The following is a 20,019-nucleotide window of genomic DNA, read 5'->3' on the forward strand; positions in this document are numbered from 1 at the left end:
TAGCACCTTTAGAGTGGATAAACGGGCGCATGAATGGAAAACTGCGTTCAGACACAGGAAGACACCAAACTTTCAGGAATAGTTCCGCAAAGAATTATTTATGGCAGTGGCAGGTGTCCAAATAACACCAATGAGGGTAATAATGATGAAACGCAACATTCTTGCAGTAGTAATCCCAGCTCTGTTAGTCGCAGGCGCAGCCAACGCTGCTGAAGTTTATAACAAAGACGGCAACAAGCTGAATCTGACTGGTCGCGTACATGCAGGTTATGCGTTCCAAAACCAAAGCGCTGAAAACGAAGACAACACCAATGCTCGTATTGGTTTTAAAGGTGAAACTCAGATCAACAACGATCTGACTGGTTATGGCCGTTTTGAATATCAATTTGATGGTAACAGTACTGAGGACTCTTTAAGTACTAGCGATAACAAAACCCGTTACGCTTTTGCTGGACTGAAATTTGCTGATTTCGGTTCTTTCGATTACGGTCGTAACATGGGTGTTGCTTACGACGTTCTGGCTTATACCGACGTTCTGCCAGAAAATGGCGGCGATAGCAGCATCACGGATACCCTGACTGGTCGTATCGGTAACGCAGCAACCTTCCGTACTACTAACCTGTTTGGTTTAGTTGAAAACTTGGGCTTCGGTCTGCAATACGTTGCTAAAGATGAAACATCTTCTCCAAACATCAGCCGTAGCCACGGTGATGCATGGGCAACCTCACTATCCTATGACACTGATTTTGGCGTAGGTGTGATTGCATCTTACGGTGCGTATGATCGTACTCAATTTCAGCAGCAGGCTGCTACTGGCGCTCGAGGTGATCGTGCTGACGTATGGTCAACGGGTCTGAAATATGACGCAAACAACATCTATGTTGCAGCAGTTTACGGCGAAGGTCGTAATTTCTTCCGCGCTAGCAGCACAGCTGGAATTGCTGATGAGAGCAAAATCTTTGAAGTTGTTGCACAGTACAACTTTGATTTTGGCCTAACACCTACCATTGCTTACGTATCTCGTAAAGACAAAATTAATAACGTTGCCAACGATTACGCTGTTAAATATGCAAGCGTTGGTGCAACTTACGCATTCAACAAAAACTTCTCTACCTATGTTGAATACGACATCAGCCTGCTTGACAAAGATCAGACTAAAACATTCAATCAAGAAAACAGCGACCGTGTAGACGTCGGTGTAATCTACCAGTTCTAAGTTGGCATCGCATAACGTAACGAGTTAATCGTTCGTATTGCATGAAAAGACAGAGCCTCGGCTCTGTCTTTTTTATTGCGTGCTGGGTCGCGTCGCGATAGCTCTCCACTTTTACGAGCAATCGCCTGCAACGTTGAAAAACGCTCTCCCGCATTTTCTGTTTCTGCTTTACGCCACGCTGCGCCAATTATTCTCGCCTAACCAGTCTTTTATTTCGTCTCTCTCCTTCTCCCTGTTATTTCCCTTTCTTTTTGACATCAACGGTTGGCAAAGCCTTTTACTGACGGTACTCTGAGAATTCTTATTTCATCTCAGTTATGGAACATTCTGGCAATGTTTGAAAATATCTCTGCCGCACCGGCCGATCCTATTCTCGGGCTGACCGATCTTTTCCGCGCCGATGACCGCGCGAATAAAATCAATCTGGGTATTGGTGTCTATAAAGATGAAACCGGTAAAACCCCGGTTCTGACCAGCGTAAAAAAAGCAGAACACTATCTGCTGGAAAATGAAACCACCAAAAACTATCTGGGCATTGACGGTCTGCCAGCATTCGGTCAGTGCACGCAGGAGCTGTTGTTTGGCAAGCAGAATGCCATCATTGCCGACAAACGTGCCCGTACAGCGCAAACCCCAGGCGGAACTGGTGCGTTGCGTGTAGCCGCTGATTTCATTGCAAATCAAACGTCTGCGAAGCGCATTTGGATCAGCAACCCAACCTGGCCAAATCACAATAACGTCTTCTCTGCTGCCGGTTTGGAAGTGTGTCAGTATGACTACTACGATGCCGCTAATCACGCGCTGGATTTTGATGGCCTGCTGAACAGCCTGAACGCTGCACAAGCGGGTGACGTGGTACTGTTCCATGGCTGTTGCCACAACCCAACCGGTATCGATCCTACTGCTGAGCAGTGGGCTACGCTGGCCGAACTGTCGGTAGCGAAAGGCTGGCTGCCGCTGTTTGACTTCGCCTATCAGGGCTTTGCCCGCGGGCTAGAAGAAGATGCGGAAGGCCTGCGTCTCTTCGCTGCAAAACACGATGAACTGATCGTATGCAGCTCGTACTCTAAAAACTTCGGTTTATACAACGAGCGCGTCGGTGCCTGTACGCTGGTTGCCGCCGATGCCGCAACAGCAGACAAAGCATTCAGTCAGGTGAAAGCCGCTATTCGCGCAAACTACTCTAACCCACCGTCACACGGCGCGACCGTTGTTGCGACCATTCTGGGCAACGATGCGCTGAAGGCCGTCTGGGAACAGGAATTGACAGCGATGCGTGAGCGTATTCAACGCATGCGTCAGCTGTTCGTGAATACCTTGCAGGAAAAAGGGGCAAATCAGGATTTCTCCTTCATCATCAATCAGAATGGAATGTTCTCATTCAGTGGTTTGACCAAAGAGCAGGTTCTGCGTCTGCGTGATGAATTCGGTGTTTATGCGGTGAATTCTGGCCGTATCAACGTTGCAGGAATGACACCGGAAAACATGGCGCCGCTCTGCGAAGCGATTGTTGCTGTTCTCTAATCGCTCTACGATAAAAAAAGCCGACACGTTGTGTCGGCTTTTTCATTTTTACCCTTTACTGATGACAAAATGCAGCAAATTACCAAATCGCGGCATCTTCACGCAGGAAAGGATTGGTTTTACGTTCATGTCCTAAGTTTGACATCGGGCCGTGTCCTGGAATAAACGTCACATCGTCACCCAACGGCAGCAGCTTATTCTTGATAGACGCAATCAACGCCTGATGATCGCCCTGTGGGAAATCGGTACGCCCTACACCACCGTTGAAAATCACATCGCCTACCTGTGCCAAGCGCGATTCTGCATCAAAGAAAACAATATGGCCCGGTGTATGACCTGGGCAGTGGAAAACCGCCAGCGTCGTCTCACCCACGCTAACCTCATCACCTTCCTGTAACCAACGTGATGGTGTCAGCGGCGCGCACTCTTCTAAGCCAAACATCCGGCACTGCGCTGGCAACCCTTCCAGCCAGAAAGCATCTTCAATCTGTGGGCCAATAATCGCTACCTGATAGTACTCAGCCAGTTCCGCCGCCGCACCAACGTGATCCAGATGACCGTGCGTTAACAGAATCTGTTTAACTGAAATCCCAGCATCCGCAACGGCACGCTTGATTTTTTCTGCATCACCACCGGGATCGACAATCGCCGCTTCATTGGTTTTTTCACACCATAATAATGTGCAGTTCTGGCTGAATGCTGTCACTGGGACTATTTGATATTTCATATCACTCCTTGAATAAACTGAGCGGCTCGCTCTGCATTAGCGAACCGTATCAGAAAATATATACCCGTCATACTTCAAGTTGCATGTGCGTTGGCTGCGGTAGCGAATTACCAGGTACGGACGGGGCCGGTATCGATATGAACGAAATCACTGCGTGGATAGTAGCCAACGCCGCCAGCACGCATTTTCATCGCCGCTTTACGAATGTTAGCGAGTTGAACGCCTTCAATATGGAAATCCATCGCCTGCCCCTTCGTGTGGTAGCTCTGCTTTGCTACACCTCTGCTATGCGCACGTAATTCATTATTCGTATCTATCGCGCGATAACCAGAAATCAGCTGTACGGGCTTGTTAGTGCCCAACATCACCTGTAAGCGATAAAGCTGATCGAAAAGTTGAGGGTCAATCGTTTTGACTTTATTGGCACGATAGTCGCGGAAAAAGTGATTCAGGCGGGAAAGTTCTGACTTGTTATACCGTTTACCATCAAAGAATTCCGTTTTCAGCCGCTCTCCGGTATTCAGGTTATTCAGCATCAAAATTCGTGGTCGGGGTGTCGATAACGTCGCAAATGCCTGACCGGGAAGCAGTGCAATACCCAACGCGGCACCACCCAGTGTAAGCCACTTACGGCGATGATTGTCAATGTGATCCATAGAACAAGTACCCTGGCTAAAGAACGGTATAAAAGGAGACACAAAACGTGCCGCCTTGAACCTTAACTGCCAGAGAAAAGTGAGTCAACCCGCTTTGCTAAGGGGTTTGCGGAAGATCGCATCGATCCTCCGCAAAACGATAAAATACCAATGCCGCTAATGCCCGTATTTTCAATACTTACTGAAGCAACAGCCCTGCTCTGGACAGCACTTTCGTCCCAGCACGCGCGGTGTCATCATAATTGTAAATATCTGTTCGGAACTGCGGTCTGCCATCTTCAGCCACCCATGCGGTCAGATAATAGAGATTGACCGGAATTCGCTGTTTCATTGAAACAAAGGTGGTGTTGCCCTGATCCAGGGTGGAAGAAATACGACTATTATTCCATCCCGCATCCTGCAATAGCATGCTAGCCAGTTCCGATGCCTTGTTGACGCGCACACAACCAGAGCTCAGCGCCCGGATATCGCGCTGGAACAGATTGTGATTAGGCGTGTCGTGCAGATAAATCGCTTCCGAATTCGGCATATTGAACTTATAGCGTCCCAGCGAGTTATTCGCACCTGGGGCCTGACGCAGGCGATAGGGGAAGCGTTCCGCTGACACCATCTGCCAATCGATCATTGAAGGATCGATCGCTTCAGCATCCTGACTCCAGCCGGACAACACCGTGTAGCCATGACGCTGTAGATAACCGGGGTCACGCACCACTTTAGGAATGATGTCCTGCCGAGTCAGCGTCGTCGGGACATTCCACGGCGGATTGACCACGACGTTATACAGCGAGCTGCTCATCAACGGTGTCTTACGCTTGGGCTGCCCCACAATGACGCGCGACGATAAACGCTCGGCGCCATCCTGATAATAGATCAGCGAATAATTAGGGATGTTCACCATGATACCCGTGTGAACATTATCCGGTAGCAAACGCAGACGCTGGATATTCAATGCCAGCAGTGTAGCGCGCATTTGCGGGGAAACATTAAGCCAGTCGCGCGTACGTTTACCAATAACGCCGTCACCCTCCAGCCCTTGCCAATGCTGGAAACGTTTAACCGCATCAACTAACTCGCCCGTGTAGCGATCGTCTATCGTGCTACTACTCTCGACCTGGGGGACCTGTCCGGCCACTACTGTCGTCGTCACGGCGGTATTGTCGTTAAACAGTGTGATGCTTTCCGTTGGTGACAACATGTCAGTACGTTGCAGAATTTCACGCAGCACCGCCAGTTCCCGACTCTGCTGTTCTGGGCGGAGAGAGTCCGTAAAATTCAGGCTCGGCCACGGACGGTTGTCTTTCAGCATCGTCTTCAGTGCTTCATGCATTTTGGCATATTGCGAATGCTGTGGTGCCAGCGAAACGACATAGGCCGCGCTAGTGCCGGATTTCACGGCCTGTTGCCATTGAGTGACGATATTAACCGCTGGAGATTGCAGGCGATAAGGCACGCTGCTGTACAGCCAGTCGTTACCGCTGCGCTCCACGCCAGAAACGAACTGCAAATAACCCAGCATCGCGTCCGATAACACGACATCACGTGCAAATCCTGTCAATTGAGGATCGGTCAGCCAGGTCACCCACGTAGTGAACTGCGGCTGTACACCCGCTATCGCTAATTCGGCAAGTTGCTGTTGAAACTGCTGAACTGCGCGATTATCTTCCCACATAGGTTGCATCTGATTTTGAGCATAAAGCGATGATAATTCAGAGAGATAATGCACCGTCATGCCATGCGGCAGTGCAGCCAAAAGCCCTGCACGGCTATTTTCTACAGAAACTACGCCCGAGCTTTGTGATAAGCCAGGTATCACCATCGGAGATGCTGCCAGCACCGAAAACGAAGGAGACAGGCTTCCGACCCAAATACAACCCACGCGCAACAGCAGCCTGACCATTTTTCGTTTATGTAACAACATCCGTTTATCCTCTGTACTCATTAATCACTATGCATTCACGACAATCCACGGTAAACATGGAAATAACAAACCGAATTCGCTCGTATACGGTCACACGGGCAGATGCTCATTTTTCACCTCCCTAATGTGGAAGACGATAAAGCGTGAAATATGATCTTTTTTATATGGCGCCAGTTATTACTGATACGCTGTTTTACAGCGTACAACCGCAAAATCCGTCTACGGTCTGCAATCGTTTTATCGTCAGTATATAAAGAGAAAAATATTTTTGCTTCTTCTTCTGGTTATTATCTTACGTTTGATGAAGCTACTCGCCACCAGCATTATCTTTATGCAAAAAAAGTTCATCGAAAGTTAGTGTGAACCAATAAAAAACGGCAGTCAGAACGTTTAGGTTTGTATTTGCCAAAACACACCTTGAACCTTCAAAACTGCCGTCGCTATGAATGCTAACCTGTCGGTATGGGTTGAATCACTTGCTTGGTTACTTCCGATTAAGCACGTAGCCAGGTTGCACTGGCATTAAAAGCAGCGTTTCCCAGTAAAGCGTGATGAACCCAAATATGCCATTTATAGCAGGAAGAACCCTTATTGGTAACACTGTTCCTCATTTTTCAGTGAAGGGAAATCGTTGACGGGGTGCCACAGCACGAATTAACAGGTTACAATCGTGAGTTAAGTTCTTTCTGTCGATTTATCTTTTTCAAGGAGCCTGCATGCCTATCACGGCTAATACGTTGTACCGTGACACAATGAATTTTACCCGCAACCAGTTCATCAGCATCTTAATGATGTCACTGTTGACGGCATTCATTACTGTCATACTGAATCATGCACTATCGCCGTCTGGAGACGAGTTACAGATTCTGAGCAGTTCCAGCAGCGATCTGTCATCTTCTGTCGAGTCTGGCTTGATGGATATGATTCAGCAGATGACACCGGAACAACAAACCGTGTTACTGAAAATGTCGGCAGCAGGCACCTTTGCTGCGTTAGTGGGCAATGCGCTCTTGACGGGCGGGGTTCTGATGCTGATCCAGTTGGTTTCTGACGGACAGCGCACCAGTGCACTGCGCGCGATTGGCGCATCGGCACCTTTTTTACTGCGTCTGCTTATCCTGATCCTGCTGTGCACACTGCTCATCCAACTTGGCATGATGCTTCTGGTCATTCCTGGCGTGCTGCTGGCTATTGCGCTGAGTTTGTCACCCGTGATTGTCGTCACGGAAAAAAGCGGAATTTTCAACGCGATTAAAGTGAGTACTAAACTGGCTTACGGTAATCTGCGTGCAACCGCGCCAGCCATCGTAATGTGGCTACTGGCTAAAATCGCTATTTTGCTGATCGTGTCGAAGTTACCGATTTCCTCACCGACCGTGCTCGGCGTGGTTCTGAACGGCTTGGGCAACCTGATCTCCGCGATCCTGCTCATTTATCTGTTCCGCCTTTATATGCTGCTGCGCGCTTAACTGCCGCTCTCGGCCTATGCCATCGCTATGGTGGCATAGGTTCCGCCAGATCTCCGTTCGCTATCTACCCAATCGTAATTTTCTGCAAATTATTACAATATCTCGGGAATGGTGTTCCACAATAAAGGATAATGGCATGAGCTATCGGATAACTCTCGCGGGTTATGATTACGACACTGTTGAGTGATGGATTGACATAATGAAGCAACTTCTTGATTTTATACCGTTGGTCGTTTTTTTTGCGGCCTATAAACTTTATGACATCTATATCGCATCGGGTGCACTGATTGCGGCAACGGCGCTGTCACTCGTGGTCACCTGGGTGATGTATCGTAAAATAGAGAAAATGACGCTGGTTACCTTTGCAATGGTCGTCGTTTTCGGTTCGCTAACGTTGGTGTTCCATAACGACCTGTTTATCAAGTGGAAAGTCACCATCATCTACGGCTTGTTCGCCATTGCCCTGCTGGTTAGCCAGTTTGTAATGAAACAAACCCTGATTCAGAAAATGCTGGGTAAAGAGTTAACCTTGCCGCAGCCAGTCTGGGGGAAACTGAATTTCGCCTGGGCCATGTTCTTTCTGGTGTGTGGACTGGTTAACATCTATATTGCTTTCTGGTTACCGCAAAACGTTTGGGTTAATTTCAAAGTCTTTGGTCTGACCGGTGTGACGCTGCTGTTTACGCTGATTTGCGGCGTTTATATCTATCGTCACTTGCCTAACGATCAGGAAAAGTCAGAAGAAGAAAAAAGCGAACAGCAGTAATAGCCAAAGCGAGATAGACACAATGAGCACACAAAACGTGTTACCACAGGGCGAACTGGTTCTCCGCACGCTGGCAATGCCAGCCGATACCAATGCGAACGGCGATATTTTTGGCGGCTGGCTGATGTCGCAAATGGACATGGGCGGCGCGATCTTAGCGAAAGAAATTGCCGAAGGACGTGTCGTTACCGTACGGGTTGATGGGATGTCGTTCTTAAAGCCTGTCGCCGTTGGCGATGTGGTTTGCTGCTATGCACGTTGCTTACGCACGGGCCGCAGCTCTATCAACATCAACGTTGAAGTGTGGGTGAAGAAAGTCTCCTCTGAGCCGATTGGCCAGCGCTACCGAGCTACCGAAGCGTTATTCACCTACGTCGCAGTCGATGAGGAAGGTCATCCGCGCGAGTTGCCCGCAGGTAAAAGCAACTTCACACCAAGCGAGTGACATCGGGTAACGTAAGCACTTAATTTGTTAATTGATATGTTGTTACCGGATATAAAGGCATAACGAAAACGGGGCGCTATCTACAAAGATGGCGCCCCGTTTCTTTTTCATATCAGCGTGAATTATTCGACTGCCGCCCCGCCATCAATTTTAAAAACGATGGTCACAACCAAATCTTTGCCCGGCTTACCGGCTTCATAACGCCATTTACGCATGGCCTGTTTGATGTCACGCTCAAACATATTACGTGGTTCTGCAGAAAGTACGCGGACATTGTCAACGCGCCCAGACTCATCCACATCAAACTGCATTTTTACCCGCCCTTCAACGCGCAGGGAAAACGCGCGCGCTGGATACTGAGGCTGTGCGCGGCTCAGCGGACGCGGTCCACTTGACTGCGTACTTGCTGCGGGTGCGGGTGCCTGCTTCACTGGCGCATTAGTCACATTGCGCGTTGGCTCTTCGCTGGTAAACGGCGACGGCGGCTGTTTTTCAACGATCGGCTCACGTTTAATCGGTTTCGGTTGCTCAACCTTCTTCACGGGCTTGGGTTCAGGCTTAGGTTTCGGCGGCTTAAGCTTTGGTTCGGGTAATGGCATAGGAACCGGCTGCGGCAATGGCTCAGGTTCTGGAACCGGTTCTGGTTCAGGCTGCTTAACCGGCTCTGGTTCAGGGGCTGATTTGGCAGCCGGTGCCGCTTCATAGGCTGCAGGGTTCACCATCACAACGCTGATGGGCTTGGATTCCTGCGGTAATTCGATTGAATTATTAAACGAGGCGTACAGCAAACCCGCAACCAGTGAACCGTGGAAACCCACTGAAAGTATGAATGGCCATGAGTAACGGCGGGTCAAAAAAAACTTTTTTTGCAGCATAGTCTGTCTTTATCCTCTTATGCCGCCCAAGTTTAAATGCAAATAGCAATCATATTCAATAACAACCCGTGAAATTGTAAAAAAAACAGAAATTGTGGGGGGATTACTCTGACAAATCAACCTATTGTCCTCGAACAACATCACGTATGATGGTAAAAACACGTTCCTCTTACCCGATAGCGCTTGGACACTGGCGATCCCTGCTCAGCATGCCAAACGAGAAAGGGTACCTTTCTATCCGTGAGGTCACCATGCTCTATGTCATTTATGCTGAAGATAATGTTGATTCATTAGCAAAACGTCTGGCGGTAAGATCAGACCACCTTGCCCGTTTACAGGCATTGCGCGATCAGGGCCGACTGATTACTGCGGGCCCGTTACCTGCTATCGACAGCGACGATCCCGGCCAGGCTGGTTTTAGCGGTTCAGTGATTATCGCCGAATTCACGTCGCTGGATGAGGCAACCGAGTGGGCCAATGCCGATCCTTACATCACAGCAGGCATCTATAAACACGTCAGCGTGAAACCCTACAAAAAAGTGTTTTAAGGAGCTATATCCTGAATAATTCGAGTTTCAAGACAAAACGTTAACGTTTTGAACAACGAAAAGCGTTGGTTCTTTATTTCTGTTAACGAGAGCCTTCACTAGAAAACGGTAGTCAGAATGTTTAGGTTTGTATTCGCCAAAACACACCCTGAACCTTCAAAACTGCCGTCACTATGAATGCTAACCTGTCGGCGTAGGTTGAATCACTCGTCCGTTTACTTCCAATTAAGCACGTAGCCAGGCTGCGCTGGCATTAAAAGCAGTATTTCCCAATAAAGCGTGATGAACTAAAGTGAAGCTGCTTAAAAAAGCGGCTTTATCATTATATACGCGTCATATTTCAAGCTGCTTGCGCGTTGGCAATACTCGGCTCATTTCTAAGCCTCGCCCTAAAGGGCCGCCGCAAGCGGCGTTCAAATCGGCTTAGCCGATTTGTCCTTGCTCACCCCAGGAACTTACCTGAGTAAGTTCCTGGGGATTCACGCAGTTGCCGCGTTCATGCCACTCGAATTATTTAGGGTATAGAAGAAAATAACAGCAAGGTTTATCACTCAACTACAAGACTTGCTCTTGCGTCTCTGCCGCTTCCGTTCCGAACCCACGCAGCCCGACCACGTGGACATGCTCGTTGTTTTGGTAGACTTTACGCACCAGTTTATAGGTGGTTCCTTTCTCGGGACTGATATTTTCCGGTGCCGCGATGACCAACTGCATTTCCAGACGATCGCAGAGCTCGAACAGCGTCGCGATCGATTTGGCATCCAGACGTGCCGCCTCATCGAGGAAGAGCAGACGACACGGAATAATATCTTTGCCGCGCAGGCGCTTGGACTCTTCTTCCCAGCTCTGCACCACCATGACCAGAATCGACATCCCGGTACCGATGGCTTCCCCGGTCGACAGCGCCCCACTTTCCGCCCGTAACCAGCCATCCGCGCCACGGTTAACCTCAACTTCCATTTCAAGGTAGTTTCGGTAATCCAGCAGCTCTTCACCGATCGTTTGCGGCGTGCGCTGTCCCATATCAATTTCAGGATTCAGGCGCTGATACAGTTTCGCCAACGCTTCCGAGAAGGTCAGACGGTTGCTGTTAAACAGATCCTGATGCATTTCCTGCTGCTCAGACAACACGTTAAGCAACGTGGTATGCGTTTCACGCACATTGACGTTGAGGCGAACACTTTTCACCTGACCAAATGCGACCGCTTGCAGCCCCTGATTCAGCATCCGAATACGGTTCTGCTCACGCTGGATCGTTTTACGAATGATGTTTGCCACGCTACGAGAACTGATGGCCAGCATCTGCTCGCGCGCCGTCAGCTCTTCAGTCAGGCGATTAAGCTCGATCTCCATCTGCTCAATGGCTTCAACTGGATCATCGGTGCGGATAATATCCTGACGGATACGTTCACGCAGATGCTGGTAAACGGCGATGTAGAACTGGATTTTTCGCTCGGGCCGCTTCGGATCTTCGGAAAGCCGCAGTACATCGCGCAGGTGTTCGTTATCCGCAACCGCCAGACGCAGTGCACCCAGCGCCTTATCCGACATGGAACGCAGTTCATCACCTTCCATATACGCCAGTTCACGGCGGTGCAGACGGCGCTCGACGCCGTTGTCTTTCACCAAACGCATGACTGCACACCAGCCCGCTTTCGCCGTAACAACCTGCTCACGCATCTGGTGATAATCACGTTCCAACTTGCGCAGTTTCTTCTGCAAACTGTCCATTTCTGCTTCACAGAACGTAATCTGTTTTTCCAACTGATTACGCCGCGAGCGGTTGGTGCTTAATGCGGCATGTAGCTCATCACGGCGCTGACGGGCGCGCGCTTCGGCATCAGCGTCCGCACGTACACCGATATCCTGAAGCTCTTGCGTCAGTTCCTTCAGCATGTCCTGCTTGGCGTCGTAAGAACTTTTCAGCGAGGCCTGAACCTGACTGTACTGCGTCAGTTGTGCCTGATGCTGGCGTAGCTGCTCACGTGCTTTTGTCCGTTCTGCCTCAGCCTGTTCCAAACGATGGCGCAGTTTGTCATTCAAGCCAGCATTCTCACCCAGCATGCCAGCCGAATCGGCATAGCTGAAGTGCGCACGACGCTGCACAACCTCAGTCAAAGCAAACGCCTGCTGTTTTGCTTGCCGTTGTGCGTTCTGCGCCTGCGTGTAATCTTCCTGCAACTGCTCATGCTGCTGCGGATCGCTTTGTAGGACAGAAACCAACGGTTCCAGCTTAGCCAGCGTTGCACCGTGCTGCTGAATGAAACGGGCAGACTCTTCGGTTTCATCCAGTTCCGCACGAATCTCTTCCACACGATCCTGCAATGTCTCATCGCAAAGCAGGCTAATGCGCGGAATCAATTTATTCAGCTGTGCGCTGGCTTCTTTTGCTTGTTCGTACTGCTGACGCTGCTGCTGATTTTCACCATCAAAGCTGGCCATCGCACGATCCAGCTCACCGCGACGGGAACTGAGCGTACGAATTTCCACTTCGGGATCGTCATCAAAAACGACAGCCAGATGGGTACCAATAAAGCGACCAAAAGACTGGTGCAGGCGCTGCGTTTTCTGCACGTCAAACGACAGCGTTGCATACTGTTCCGCCAGCGCTTCGCGCTCATCACGCAGACTTTCCAGACGCATTTCCCGCGCAGCACGACCAAAAAGCGGCACCTCAGGGAAACGCGAATAACGCCACTGGCGCTCCGCGACTTTCACCACGACAGCACGTTCCAACTCGTCAACGGCAAATACGCTGTCATCAAACGACTGCGGGTCACCCTCTATCAGATACAGATCTTCCGGGCAGTCTTCCAGACCAGCAAGCTGATCGCGCACCAGCGAGAGATCGGACACCACAATCGCATGGCGGGAGGGACCATAAAGCGCCGAGAAGTACGGCGCATCATCCAGCGTCACGTCATCATAAATTTCAGACAGCAGCACGCCGCCAAAACGTTCCGCCAGCGCGTTCAGGCGCGGATCTTCCGAACCACCGGGCTGACTCAGCCGCTCAACCTGTGCTTCAATCTGGCGTTTGCGAGCCGCGATGTCGTCACGTTCAACCGTAGTTTCACGCTCGCGCTCCAGCAGTTGCTGCATGAACTCCGTCACCTGACGGCTATCTTCAAACGTTTCTCCGCTCTGCTCGCTCAGTTGCGTCAGTATTTCCTGTGCGGCCAGCCAGACTGGCGCACGCGCCGTCAGCTTCTGAATTCGCTGTTGGGTTTGCTCCAACTCCTGACGCAGCGCCATGCGACGCTCACCCGCTTCCGCCACCAGCGATGACAGCGTTTCTATGCGGGCATCAAGTTCTTGCTGGAGGGATTCCAGCTCTTCCGGTTGATAATCCTGACCGTTGCGTTTGCTGAAATCCTGCAATAACCGCTCGGCATCCTGCTGCTCACGCAGTCGCTGTTCCAGCTCAGACAAACGCATCCGCAGCGGCTGTACTCGCTCCGCCTGATAACGTTGTGAAGCGCTGTCGCGCAGCAAATCGCGCGCAACCTGCCAGGCCTCGTTGCGATTCACCGCACCGGCAATCTTAGCCACTAACTGGTAAGCTTGTTCAAACTGACCGTGCGCCGCATCGGCCACGCTCAGTTTCTGCTCCAACATCAGCAGAATCTCTGTCGCTTCCTGCTCTTTCGCCTGATAGCTATCCAGCCACTCATCCGCGTTGTCTGCCGTTAAATCCGGCAACTGGCACAGCGTGCGGGCGCGTTCCAACGCCTGCTGAGCCTGCTGGTACTGAATAGCCCGTGTTTGCTGCACGTCCAGCGCCTGCTGATAATCGGCAAGCTGGCTTTTCAGTTCATCCACCTCCAGCTCGGTAGCATCGGCACGTTCTTCGTTTTCCGCCTGCTGCTCCCGCGCTTCTTCCACCACCTCGTTCTGTTCTTCGAGGCGATAGCTCAATTCTTCCAGGTCGGCGTTATAGCGCTCGATTTTTTCCTGCTGGCGCATGGCGGTCTGCACCAGATTCAGGTGATCGCTGGCCGCCTGATAATCTGTTTCCAGATCGCCTTCGGCCCCGCTCTGCTCTGCCAGCTCCCGCGCCATTTCTACATGACGATATTGCTCGCTGGACAGTTGCTTACGGCTGGAGAACAGGTCACGACGCAGCTCCAACGCCCCATCCAGATGAATACGACGCTCATTGGCATGTCGCATGTAGTCAGCGGCAACATAGGACGTCGCTTCAGAGATCAGGTGTTTGAACAGATCGCGATCGGACTGGGTGACGCGAATCGCTTCCAGCGTCATGCGGTTTTCACGCAGCGCGGCCTCCATATCCTGAAACGCTTTACGCACGCCGCTGTTTTCCGGCAGCAGGTAGTCACGCAGCGAGCGAGTAATCGCACTGGAGATACCGCCGTACAGCGACGCTTCGATCAGGCGATAGAACTTGCTGCGATCGGATGCAGAACGCAGGCGACGTGGCACCACGCCCAAATCAAACATCAGCGAGTGATAGTCAGTGATGGAGTTAAACTGCTTAAACTGAACGCCTTCCATCTCCTCGACGCGATCTTTCAGTTCCTGTAAGGAGAGTACGCGAGCCTGGCGATCGCCGACCACCTGCGTCAGAATTTGCGTCGGCTGTATCGCCGTCGGTAATCCCTGAATGGTGAAAGGTTTGATATCGACTTTACGGTCGCGCCCTGCAACCTGCTGGAGACGAACGCCAACCAGCACGCGCTGATGACGCGAGTTAACGACATCCAGCGTGGAGTAGCAGACGCCGGCGCGCAATTTACCGTGCAGGCCTTTATCGCGTGAGCCGCTGGTGGCCCCCGCTTCGGTGGTGTTCCTGAAGTGCAACAGCGTCAGGTCAGGGATCAGTGCCGTAATAAAGGCGGCCATCGTGGTGGATTTCCCAGCACCGTTACCGCCGGATAGCGTGGTAACCAGTTCATCCAGATCGAAGGTGCGGGCGAAAAAGCCGTTCCAGTTGACCAGCGTTAGTGAGCGAAATTTACCGCGTTCAATCATTCCTGTTCATCCTCAACACTTATTCATCCTCGCCCATTTCTGGCGCGGTATCATCGGTGCGATCATTGTCGTCGCTGTCATCTTTCAGCGACAAACTACCTTCAACAGGCATTGCTTCACCATCGCGAATCATGCGTAGCTGTGCTTCGCGGGCATCATCGCCGCTGCGCACATCGGCCCCGAAGCGGAACACCGATTCAGTAATTCTGAATTTGCTGCTGTCATTGCCCATAAAGTAGATCATACCTAACCGACGTAAGCGGTTAAGTGAGGTTCTGACTTTGTCCTGCAATTTTTGGCGATCCAGATCGGAGCCAGTAGAACGCTGGTTCACCAGCTTCAGCAGTTTGCTTTCATCCGCCAGACTCAGCAGTTCTTCATACAGTTCCTGCTGGCTGAAAATGCCTTCGTGCGCCAAACGTTCCGGGCTCAGATAGAGATAGCAGAGAATTTTCCCTACCATCATATCCAGCTCAGACAACACCGAGCGCGGGATCAGCGTGGTAGAGCGCGGACGCAGATAGAAGAATCCTTCCGGCGCGCGAATCAGCTCTACGTTGTAACGGCTGTAGAACTCTTCCAGCACGTCCTGGAAATCCATCAAAAATACATGGTTCTCCAGTTCTTCAATGCCAACATGACGCCCAGCGCGCAATTGGCTGTCCAGCGCAGGAAAGAGATTATTCGACAGCGCGGTTGCCAGCTTCACTGGCATAAATTGTTCAATATTTGTCGATGACATGGGCCTGTACCTTGGCTCCGTAATCATTGATCGCCAGCCACAATGCAGGCAATCCGGTGAAATCTGTTTCGGCTACGCCCAGACGTACTGCCTGGTCGACCACGATTCGGGCAACATCAAAATGCCGCGAGCGAGGATGCTGCGCGAGGTACTCACGCATCACTTCACTCAAATCCAGCGGAATCTGTTGCGCTTTATATTTATGCAACTCCTGCTCGACTAGCGCGATCAGCTGCTCGCGCATTTCACTAAACTCTTCGTATTCCAGCTCCGGCGGCAGTTCACCGGTGACCTCTTCACTACGCAGCGTCAGTTCTTCGTCGCGCATATCCAGTAGACGATCTGCATTGGCAAACGTCAGCGCCCACGGGTTATCGAAATAACTTTGCACCGACTGACGTAACCGCTGGGCAAAGACGCGGTTTTTATCCATATCAATCGCGGTACGGATAAACTTATGTACGTGGCGGTCGTAACCAATCCACAGATCTATCGTCTGCTGTCCCCAGCTCACAATGCGGTCGAGTTTGTTTTGCAGGTCAAACACCAGTTTGTCGACAAACTCCAGATTATGCGGATTACTCATAATCGCATCCTGTATGCTCAACAGGCTCGTCTGCAATTTGTCACCAGCGGCTTCTAGCGTATCCTGTAGCTCACGCAGCGTCGATGACGTTTCCGTCAGCAGTTGTTCACAGCTACTGATCGCAGCTCGCCAGTCCTGATTTAATAGCGCGGCGATATCGTCTTTAACGCCCTGTTGTTGCTCATCCATCACACGCTGTGACAGATCGATACTGTCAAAAATTTCTGCAACGGAATATTTCAGCGGCGCAAATACGTTGCGGTGCCAGTGAAACTCATCACCGTCTTCCTCCGCCGCATCGGCTGCACGACTGAGCTCTTGCGCCACGATAGAGAGCTGCATAGAAAGGCGCAGCGTCGAGAACTCACGTTGCCGAATGTAATAATCGGTAATGCCAATCCCCAGCGGCGTCAGACGATAAATCGCATTACCTTCGGCCTGCTCGCTGGTAAAGCGGTTAAGCAACCGCTGACGCACCAGATCGTTAATCGCGTTATTGGCGCGGACGGTAATGGTTTCGTTCGTCTGATCAAATCCCTGACTCACATGACGGAAGGCATCAATCAACTCACCTTCACTCATTTCACCATCCATGCGTTCGCCATTAAGCGTGGCAATCGCCATCAAAAACGCCAGGCGTTCGGTGGGGAGGGAAATGGAGAAATCGTTTTTTCGTGCCCAGGCGACCAGTTCGGGTACAGTCTGGGAAAAATCACTCATAATGCATCCTTTAAATGGGGTTTATGCGCCATGACATGGATATAACGGCCCAAACTCACAAAAGGCTCTTGCCGACAATACCGCTGTTCAATCTCCAGAATGTCGTCAAATTTCTCAACTTGCTGCTGTTTGTTTTTCAAGTAGTCATGAAACACGCGCACACCCGTTTTCCCGCTAATGGTCAGCCCCATCTCATCAAGCCAGCCGTACACTTCTTGCGGGTTCAGCGGGTGGTCCGGCGAGAGCGAGCGCCGTTTGCCCTTAGGCATTCCGGCCTGAACATAATCAAAGTTGCCCACCACCATGTTACGCATCAACAACCCATGATGGTTATAGAACATCAGGGACAATGCCCCCCCAGGCGACAGGCTATCGTACAGAGTTTTCAGTACCTGTTGTGGTTGCGCGACCCATTCCAGCACCGCATGGAACAATATCAGATCGGCGGGGCTATCCATATATTGCGCGATATCCTGTGCGGCACATTGCACAAAACGCATATTATGGGTAACGCCCTGCTCCGCCGCCGCATTTTTGGCGCGCTGAATCATCTCACCGGAAACATCGCACAACAATACCTGATGTCCTAAAGCCGCCAAACGACAGGCCATCTGCCCTTCACCGCCTCCCGCATCAAGGATGCGTAAAGGCCGTGCCGGAAGTCGGGTCAAAAGATCGCTAAGATCCTGCCACAATACCGCCAGCCGAAGTCTCCCCTTCGTCGTGCCATAGATATTCTGAGCAAATTTTTCGGCGATATCATTAAAATTGCGATCCTGCATCAGTCATTGTTCCGCATCATATAAACGGGGTTCTCGTGCAGGATATGTCTGCGCGATGCGATTTTTTCCAGCCTGCCATTTTGGCACAGGCTGGCTTAGAATAAAGGGCCTTACCGCATGATATCTTCCCAAATGCGGGTTTTTCACTCAAAAGGAATGCAATTTTATGCTTTTCACACTCAAAAAGTTCGTCGGTGGCCTTCTGCAGCCCCTGCCATTGCTATTGCTTCTGATGGGTGTTGGCCTGTTGCTGCTCTGGTTTACCCAGCGGCAGCGCACGGGGAAAACGATAATATTAGCCAGTTGGCTGATGCTTATTCTGCTCAGCCTGCAACCTGTTGCCGATCGACTGTTATTACCACTGGAATCACACTACCCGACCTGGCAGCAAACACCGCAGGCGAGCAAAGCCGAGTATATTGTCGTGCTAGGCGGGGGATATACTTATAACGCAGAATGGGCACCCAGTTCTAATCTCATCAGCAACAGCCTCCCGCGCGTCACGGAAGGCGTTCGCCTTTATCATGCCAATCCCGGCGCAAAATTGATTTTTACCGGTGGAGCCGCGCAGGGGAACCCTGTCAGCAGTGCGAAAACGGCGGCGCTGGTCGCCGAAAGCTTGGGTATTCCCCAGCAGGACATCATCATTCTGGATACGCCAAGGGATACGGAAGAGGAAGCGGCGGCAACCGCTAAAATTGTTGGCGAACGCCCTTTCTTGCTGGTGACCTCAGCCAACCATTTACCTCGCGCCATGCGATTCTTCCAGGCTCAGGGGTTAGCGCCGATTCCCGCGCCAGCCAATCAGATGGCGATCACCTCCGCGCTCAACCCGTGGGAAAAAATATTCCCTTCCGCTTACTATTTATCGCACAGCGAGCGAGCCTGGTACGAAACGCTCGGTCGCCTCTGGCAGGCACTGAAGGGAACCACGGCAGTACCGCACGACGCGGAACAACCGCAGGCTCACTCCAGCCAAGGGGACAACTCTCGGGAAGCCACATCAAATAGCTGACGGTCTAGCTGTCCCGTGTGGATATAGCGGGACACCGCTTCCCAAATGACATATAGCCAGCGCCGGTAGACAAAGGATTCAGATACCGGTGCCTGTTTCAGATAGTGATAAAGCAGTTGCTCCGGCATGCCAGATTCACAAAGGCGGAAGAGTTCGTATTCTCTGGGTGCCCACAGCATCATTCCCGGATTGATCATGGCCAATAGCTGATCGCTACGCGCGTCCTTCAACATACTACGCAGCGAAAGGTTACCGTGTACCAACACACAGCCATCCTCGAAATCGTCAAACAGCATCTCTAAACACTGGCGCGAACGATAAAGCACGCCCCGGTCCTGCTGCGTAAGCAGTGGTGCATTGACATTGAGCAACGTGGACCACAGGACTTCCAGACGCTGTTGATACCAGCTGAACCAATCATTGTCCTGCGTGCTGTCCACCGAACCGACGCAGCCATGACTATCAATTCGGTGCCAAGCCAATACATTTTCAACGATTTGATCCATCAGGAGCGTCCAGCGCTGGCCGCTTCGCGGTGGCGCTTCCACCGACACACCGCGCAAACGCTCAATCAGCAACAGTTCCCGATAAGGCTGCTGTTGCGTCAGCACCAGCCCGTAAACGGTTGGCAGACGCACATCGCCCTCACGCGCCAGCATCGAGAGTTTGTAAGCTTCCTGCTGCGCCACACCCTGACAAACATAGCTTTTAGCCAACAAAGGAATGGCGTTGCCTTCTTTATCATACAAGGCATACAGATCCGCATACGGCTGTTCGCTTATGCGCTCAAGTCGGCTGAGGCTTTCCCCTAACACCGTACTGAGTTCCGATTTCAACTGTTCCATAAACGGCGATACCTCAGTTGAGCCAAATAGCTCCACTCACCATGATGCGGCGAGCAGAATACAAATACTTCAACGCAGATCAAGTATACTCGTCATACTTCAAGTTGCATGTGCGTTGGCATCGTTCAGTCACCCGAATCACTTACCTATGTAAGCTCATCGGGATTCCTTCGCTTGCCGCCTGCCTGAA

The 20,019-nt window shown here is 51.2% G+C and carries 16 protein-coding genes; 7 read left to right on the forward strand and 9 right to left on the reverse strand.

Annotation, left to right across the window (positions count from 1 at the left end; genetic code table 11):
• The first annotated feature begins 142 nt into the window (after positions 1–142).
• Together K7X24_RS03575 and K7X24_RS03580 are read left to right on the forward strand one after the other, a co-directional pair.
• Positions 143–1,216 (forward strand): porin, encoded by a 1,074-nt coding sequence (locus tag K7X24_RS03575; protein WP_111778498.1) that lies wholly within the window; start codon positions 143–145, stop codon positions 1,214–1,216.
• Between the two features lie 333 nt (positions 1,217–1,549).
• The gene (locus K7X24_RS03580; protein WP_224553033.1) at positions 1,550–2,740 is read left to right on the forward strand and encodes an amino acid aminotransferase; all 1,191 of its coding nucleotides are present in this window, start codon (positions 1,550–1,552) and stop codon (positions 2,738–2,740) included.
• 79 nt (positions 2,741–2,819) lie between these two features.
• Here K7X24_RS03580 and K7X24_RS03585 read toward each other — a convergent pair whose 3' ends face one another.
• The 3 genes from K7X24_RS03585 to ldtD all read right to left on the reverse strand — a co-directional run bounded on the left by K7X24_RS03585 (position 2,820) and on the right by ldtD (position 6,041).
• Positions 2,820–3,467, reverse strand: a complete 648-nt coding sequence (locus K7X24_RS03585; protein WP_224553034.1) for an MBL fold metallo-hydrolase — start codon at positions 3,465–3,467, stop codon at positions 2,820–2,822.
• Between the two features lie 107 nt (positions 3,468–3,574).
• Positions 3,575–4,123: a YcbK family protein gene (locus K7X24_RS03590; RefSeq protein WP_224553037.1), complete on the reverse strand. Its 549-nt coding sequence runs from the start codon at positions 4,121–4,123 to the stop codon at positions 3,575–3,577.
• A gap of 178 nt (positions 4,124–4,301) precedes the next feature.
• Entirely contained in the window at positions 4,302–6,041 is a 1,740-nt protein-coding gene (gene ldtD, locus K7X24_RS03595; protein ID WP_224553039.1) for a L,D-transpeptidase, read from the reverse strand.
• 716 nt (positions 6,042–6,757) lie between these two features.
• Between ldtD and K7X24_RS03600 the strand changes: the two genes are divergently transcribed.
• From K7X24_RS03600 to yciA, 3 genes are all read left to right on the forward strand, one after another.
• Positions 6,758–7,510 carry a YciC family protein gene (locus tag K7X24_RS03600; RefSeq protein ID WP_107332900.1) on the forward strand — a complete coding sequence of 251 codons (753 nt, stop codon included), beginning with the start codon at positions 6,758–6,760 and terminating at the stop codon, positions 7,508–7,510.
• Between the two features lie 199 nt (positions 7,511–7,709).
• Positions 7,710–8,276, forward strand: a complete 567-nt coding sequence (locus K7X24_RS03605) for a septation protein A (protein WP_103860730.1) — start codon at positions 7,710–7,712, stop codon at positions 8,274–8,276.
• 22 nt (positions 8,277–8,298) lie between these two features.
• Entirely contained in the window at positions 8,299–8,721 is a 423-nt protein-coding gene (yciA, locus tag K7X24_RS03610) for an acyl-CoA thioester hydrolase YciA (protein ID WP_103860731.1), read from the forward strand.
• 122 nt (positions 8,722–8,843) lie between these two features.
• On the opposite strand, the gene tonB is transcribed toward yciA, so the two are convergent.
• Complete coding sequence (tonB, locus tag K7X24_RS03615) at positions 8,844–9,596, reverse strand: TonB system transport protein TonB (RefSeq protein ID WP_224553041.1); 753 nt, start codon at positions 9,594–9,596, stop codon at positions 8,844–8,846.
• 251 nt (positions 9,597–9,847) lie between these two features.
• Between tonB and K7X24_RS03620 the strand changes: the two genes are divergently transcribed.
• Entirely contained in the window at positions 9,848–10,144 is a 297-nt protein-coding gene (locus tag K7X24_RS03620) for a YciI family protein (RefSeq protein ID WP_224553338.1), read from the forward strand.
• A gap of 555 nt (positions 10,145–10,699) precedes the next feature.
• On the opposite strand, the gene mukB is transcribed toward K7X24_RS03620, so the two are convergent.
• The 4 genes from mukB to cmoM are packed head-to-tail and all read right to left on the reverse strand — an operon-like array spanning position 10,700 to position 17,969.
• Entirely contained in the window at positions 10,700–15,139 is a 4,440-nt protein-coding gene (gene mukB / locus K7X24_RS03625; RefSeq protein ID WP_224553043.1) for a chromosome partition protein MukB, read from the reverse strand.
• Positions 15,140–15,158: 19 nt separating this feature from the next.
• A complete protein-coding gene (gene mukE / locus K7X24_RS03630; protein ID WP_224553045.1) occupies positions 15,159–15,881 on the reverse strand; it encodes a chromosome partition protein MukE in 723 nt (240 codons plus the stop codon).
• Positions 15,862–17,187 (reverse strand): chromosome partition protein MukF, encoded by a 1,326-nt coding sequence (gene mukF, locus K7X24_RS03635; RefSeq protein ID WP_224553048.1) that lies wholly within the window; start codon positions 17,185–17,187, stop codon positions 15,862–15,864. The genes mukE and mukF overlap by 20 nt, the downstream gene beginning before the upstream one ends.
• Positions 17,184–17,969, reverse strand: a complete 786-nt coding sequence (gene cmoM / locus K7X24_RS03640) for a tRNA uridine 5-oxyacetic acid(34) methyltransferase CmoM (RefSeq protein ID WP_103860863.1) — start codon at positions 17,967–17,969, stop codon at positions 17,184–17,186. The genes mukF and cmoM overlap by 4 nt, the downstream gene beginning before the upstream one ends.
• A gap of 166 nt (positions 17,970–18,135) precedes the next feature.
• Here cmoM and elyC point away from each other — a divergent pair, with 166 nt between their 5' ends.
• Positions 18,136–18,984: an envelope biogenesis factor ElyC gene (elyC, locus tag K7X24_RS03645; protein WP_224553050.1), complete on the forward strand. Its 849-nt coding sequence runs from the start codon at positions 18,136–18,138 to the stop codon at positions 18,982–18,984.
• On the opposite strand, the gene K7X24_RS03650 is transcribed toward elyC, so the two are convergent.
• Positions 18,936–19,829 carry a YcbJ family phosphotransferase gene (locus K7X24_RS03650; RefSeq protein WP_224553052.1) on the reverse strand — a complete coding sequence of 298 codons (894 nt, stop codon included), beginning with the start codon at positions 19,827–19,829 and terminating at the stop codon, positions 18,936–18,938. The genes elyC and K7X24_RS03650 overlap by 49 nt on opposite strands.
• Positions 19,830–20,019 lie beyond the last annotated feature (190 nt).

This window comes from Pectobacterium versatile, from assembly GCF_020166435.1.
In the GTDB taxonomy this organism is placed as follows: domain Bacteria; phylum Pseudomonadota; class Gammaproteobacteria; order Enterobacterales; family Enterobacteriaceae; genus Pectobacterium; species Pectobacterium versatile.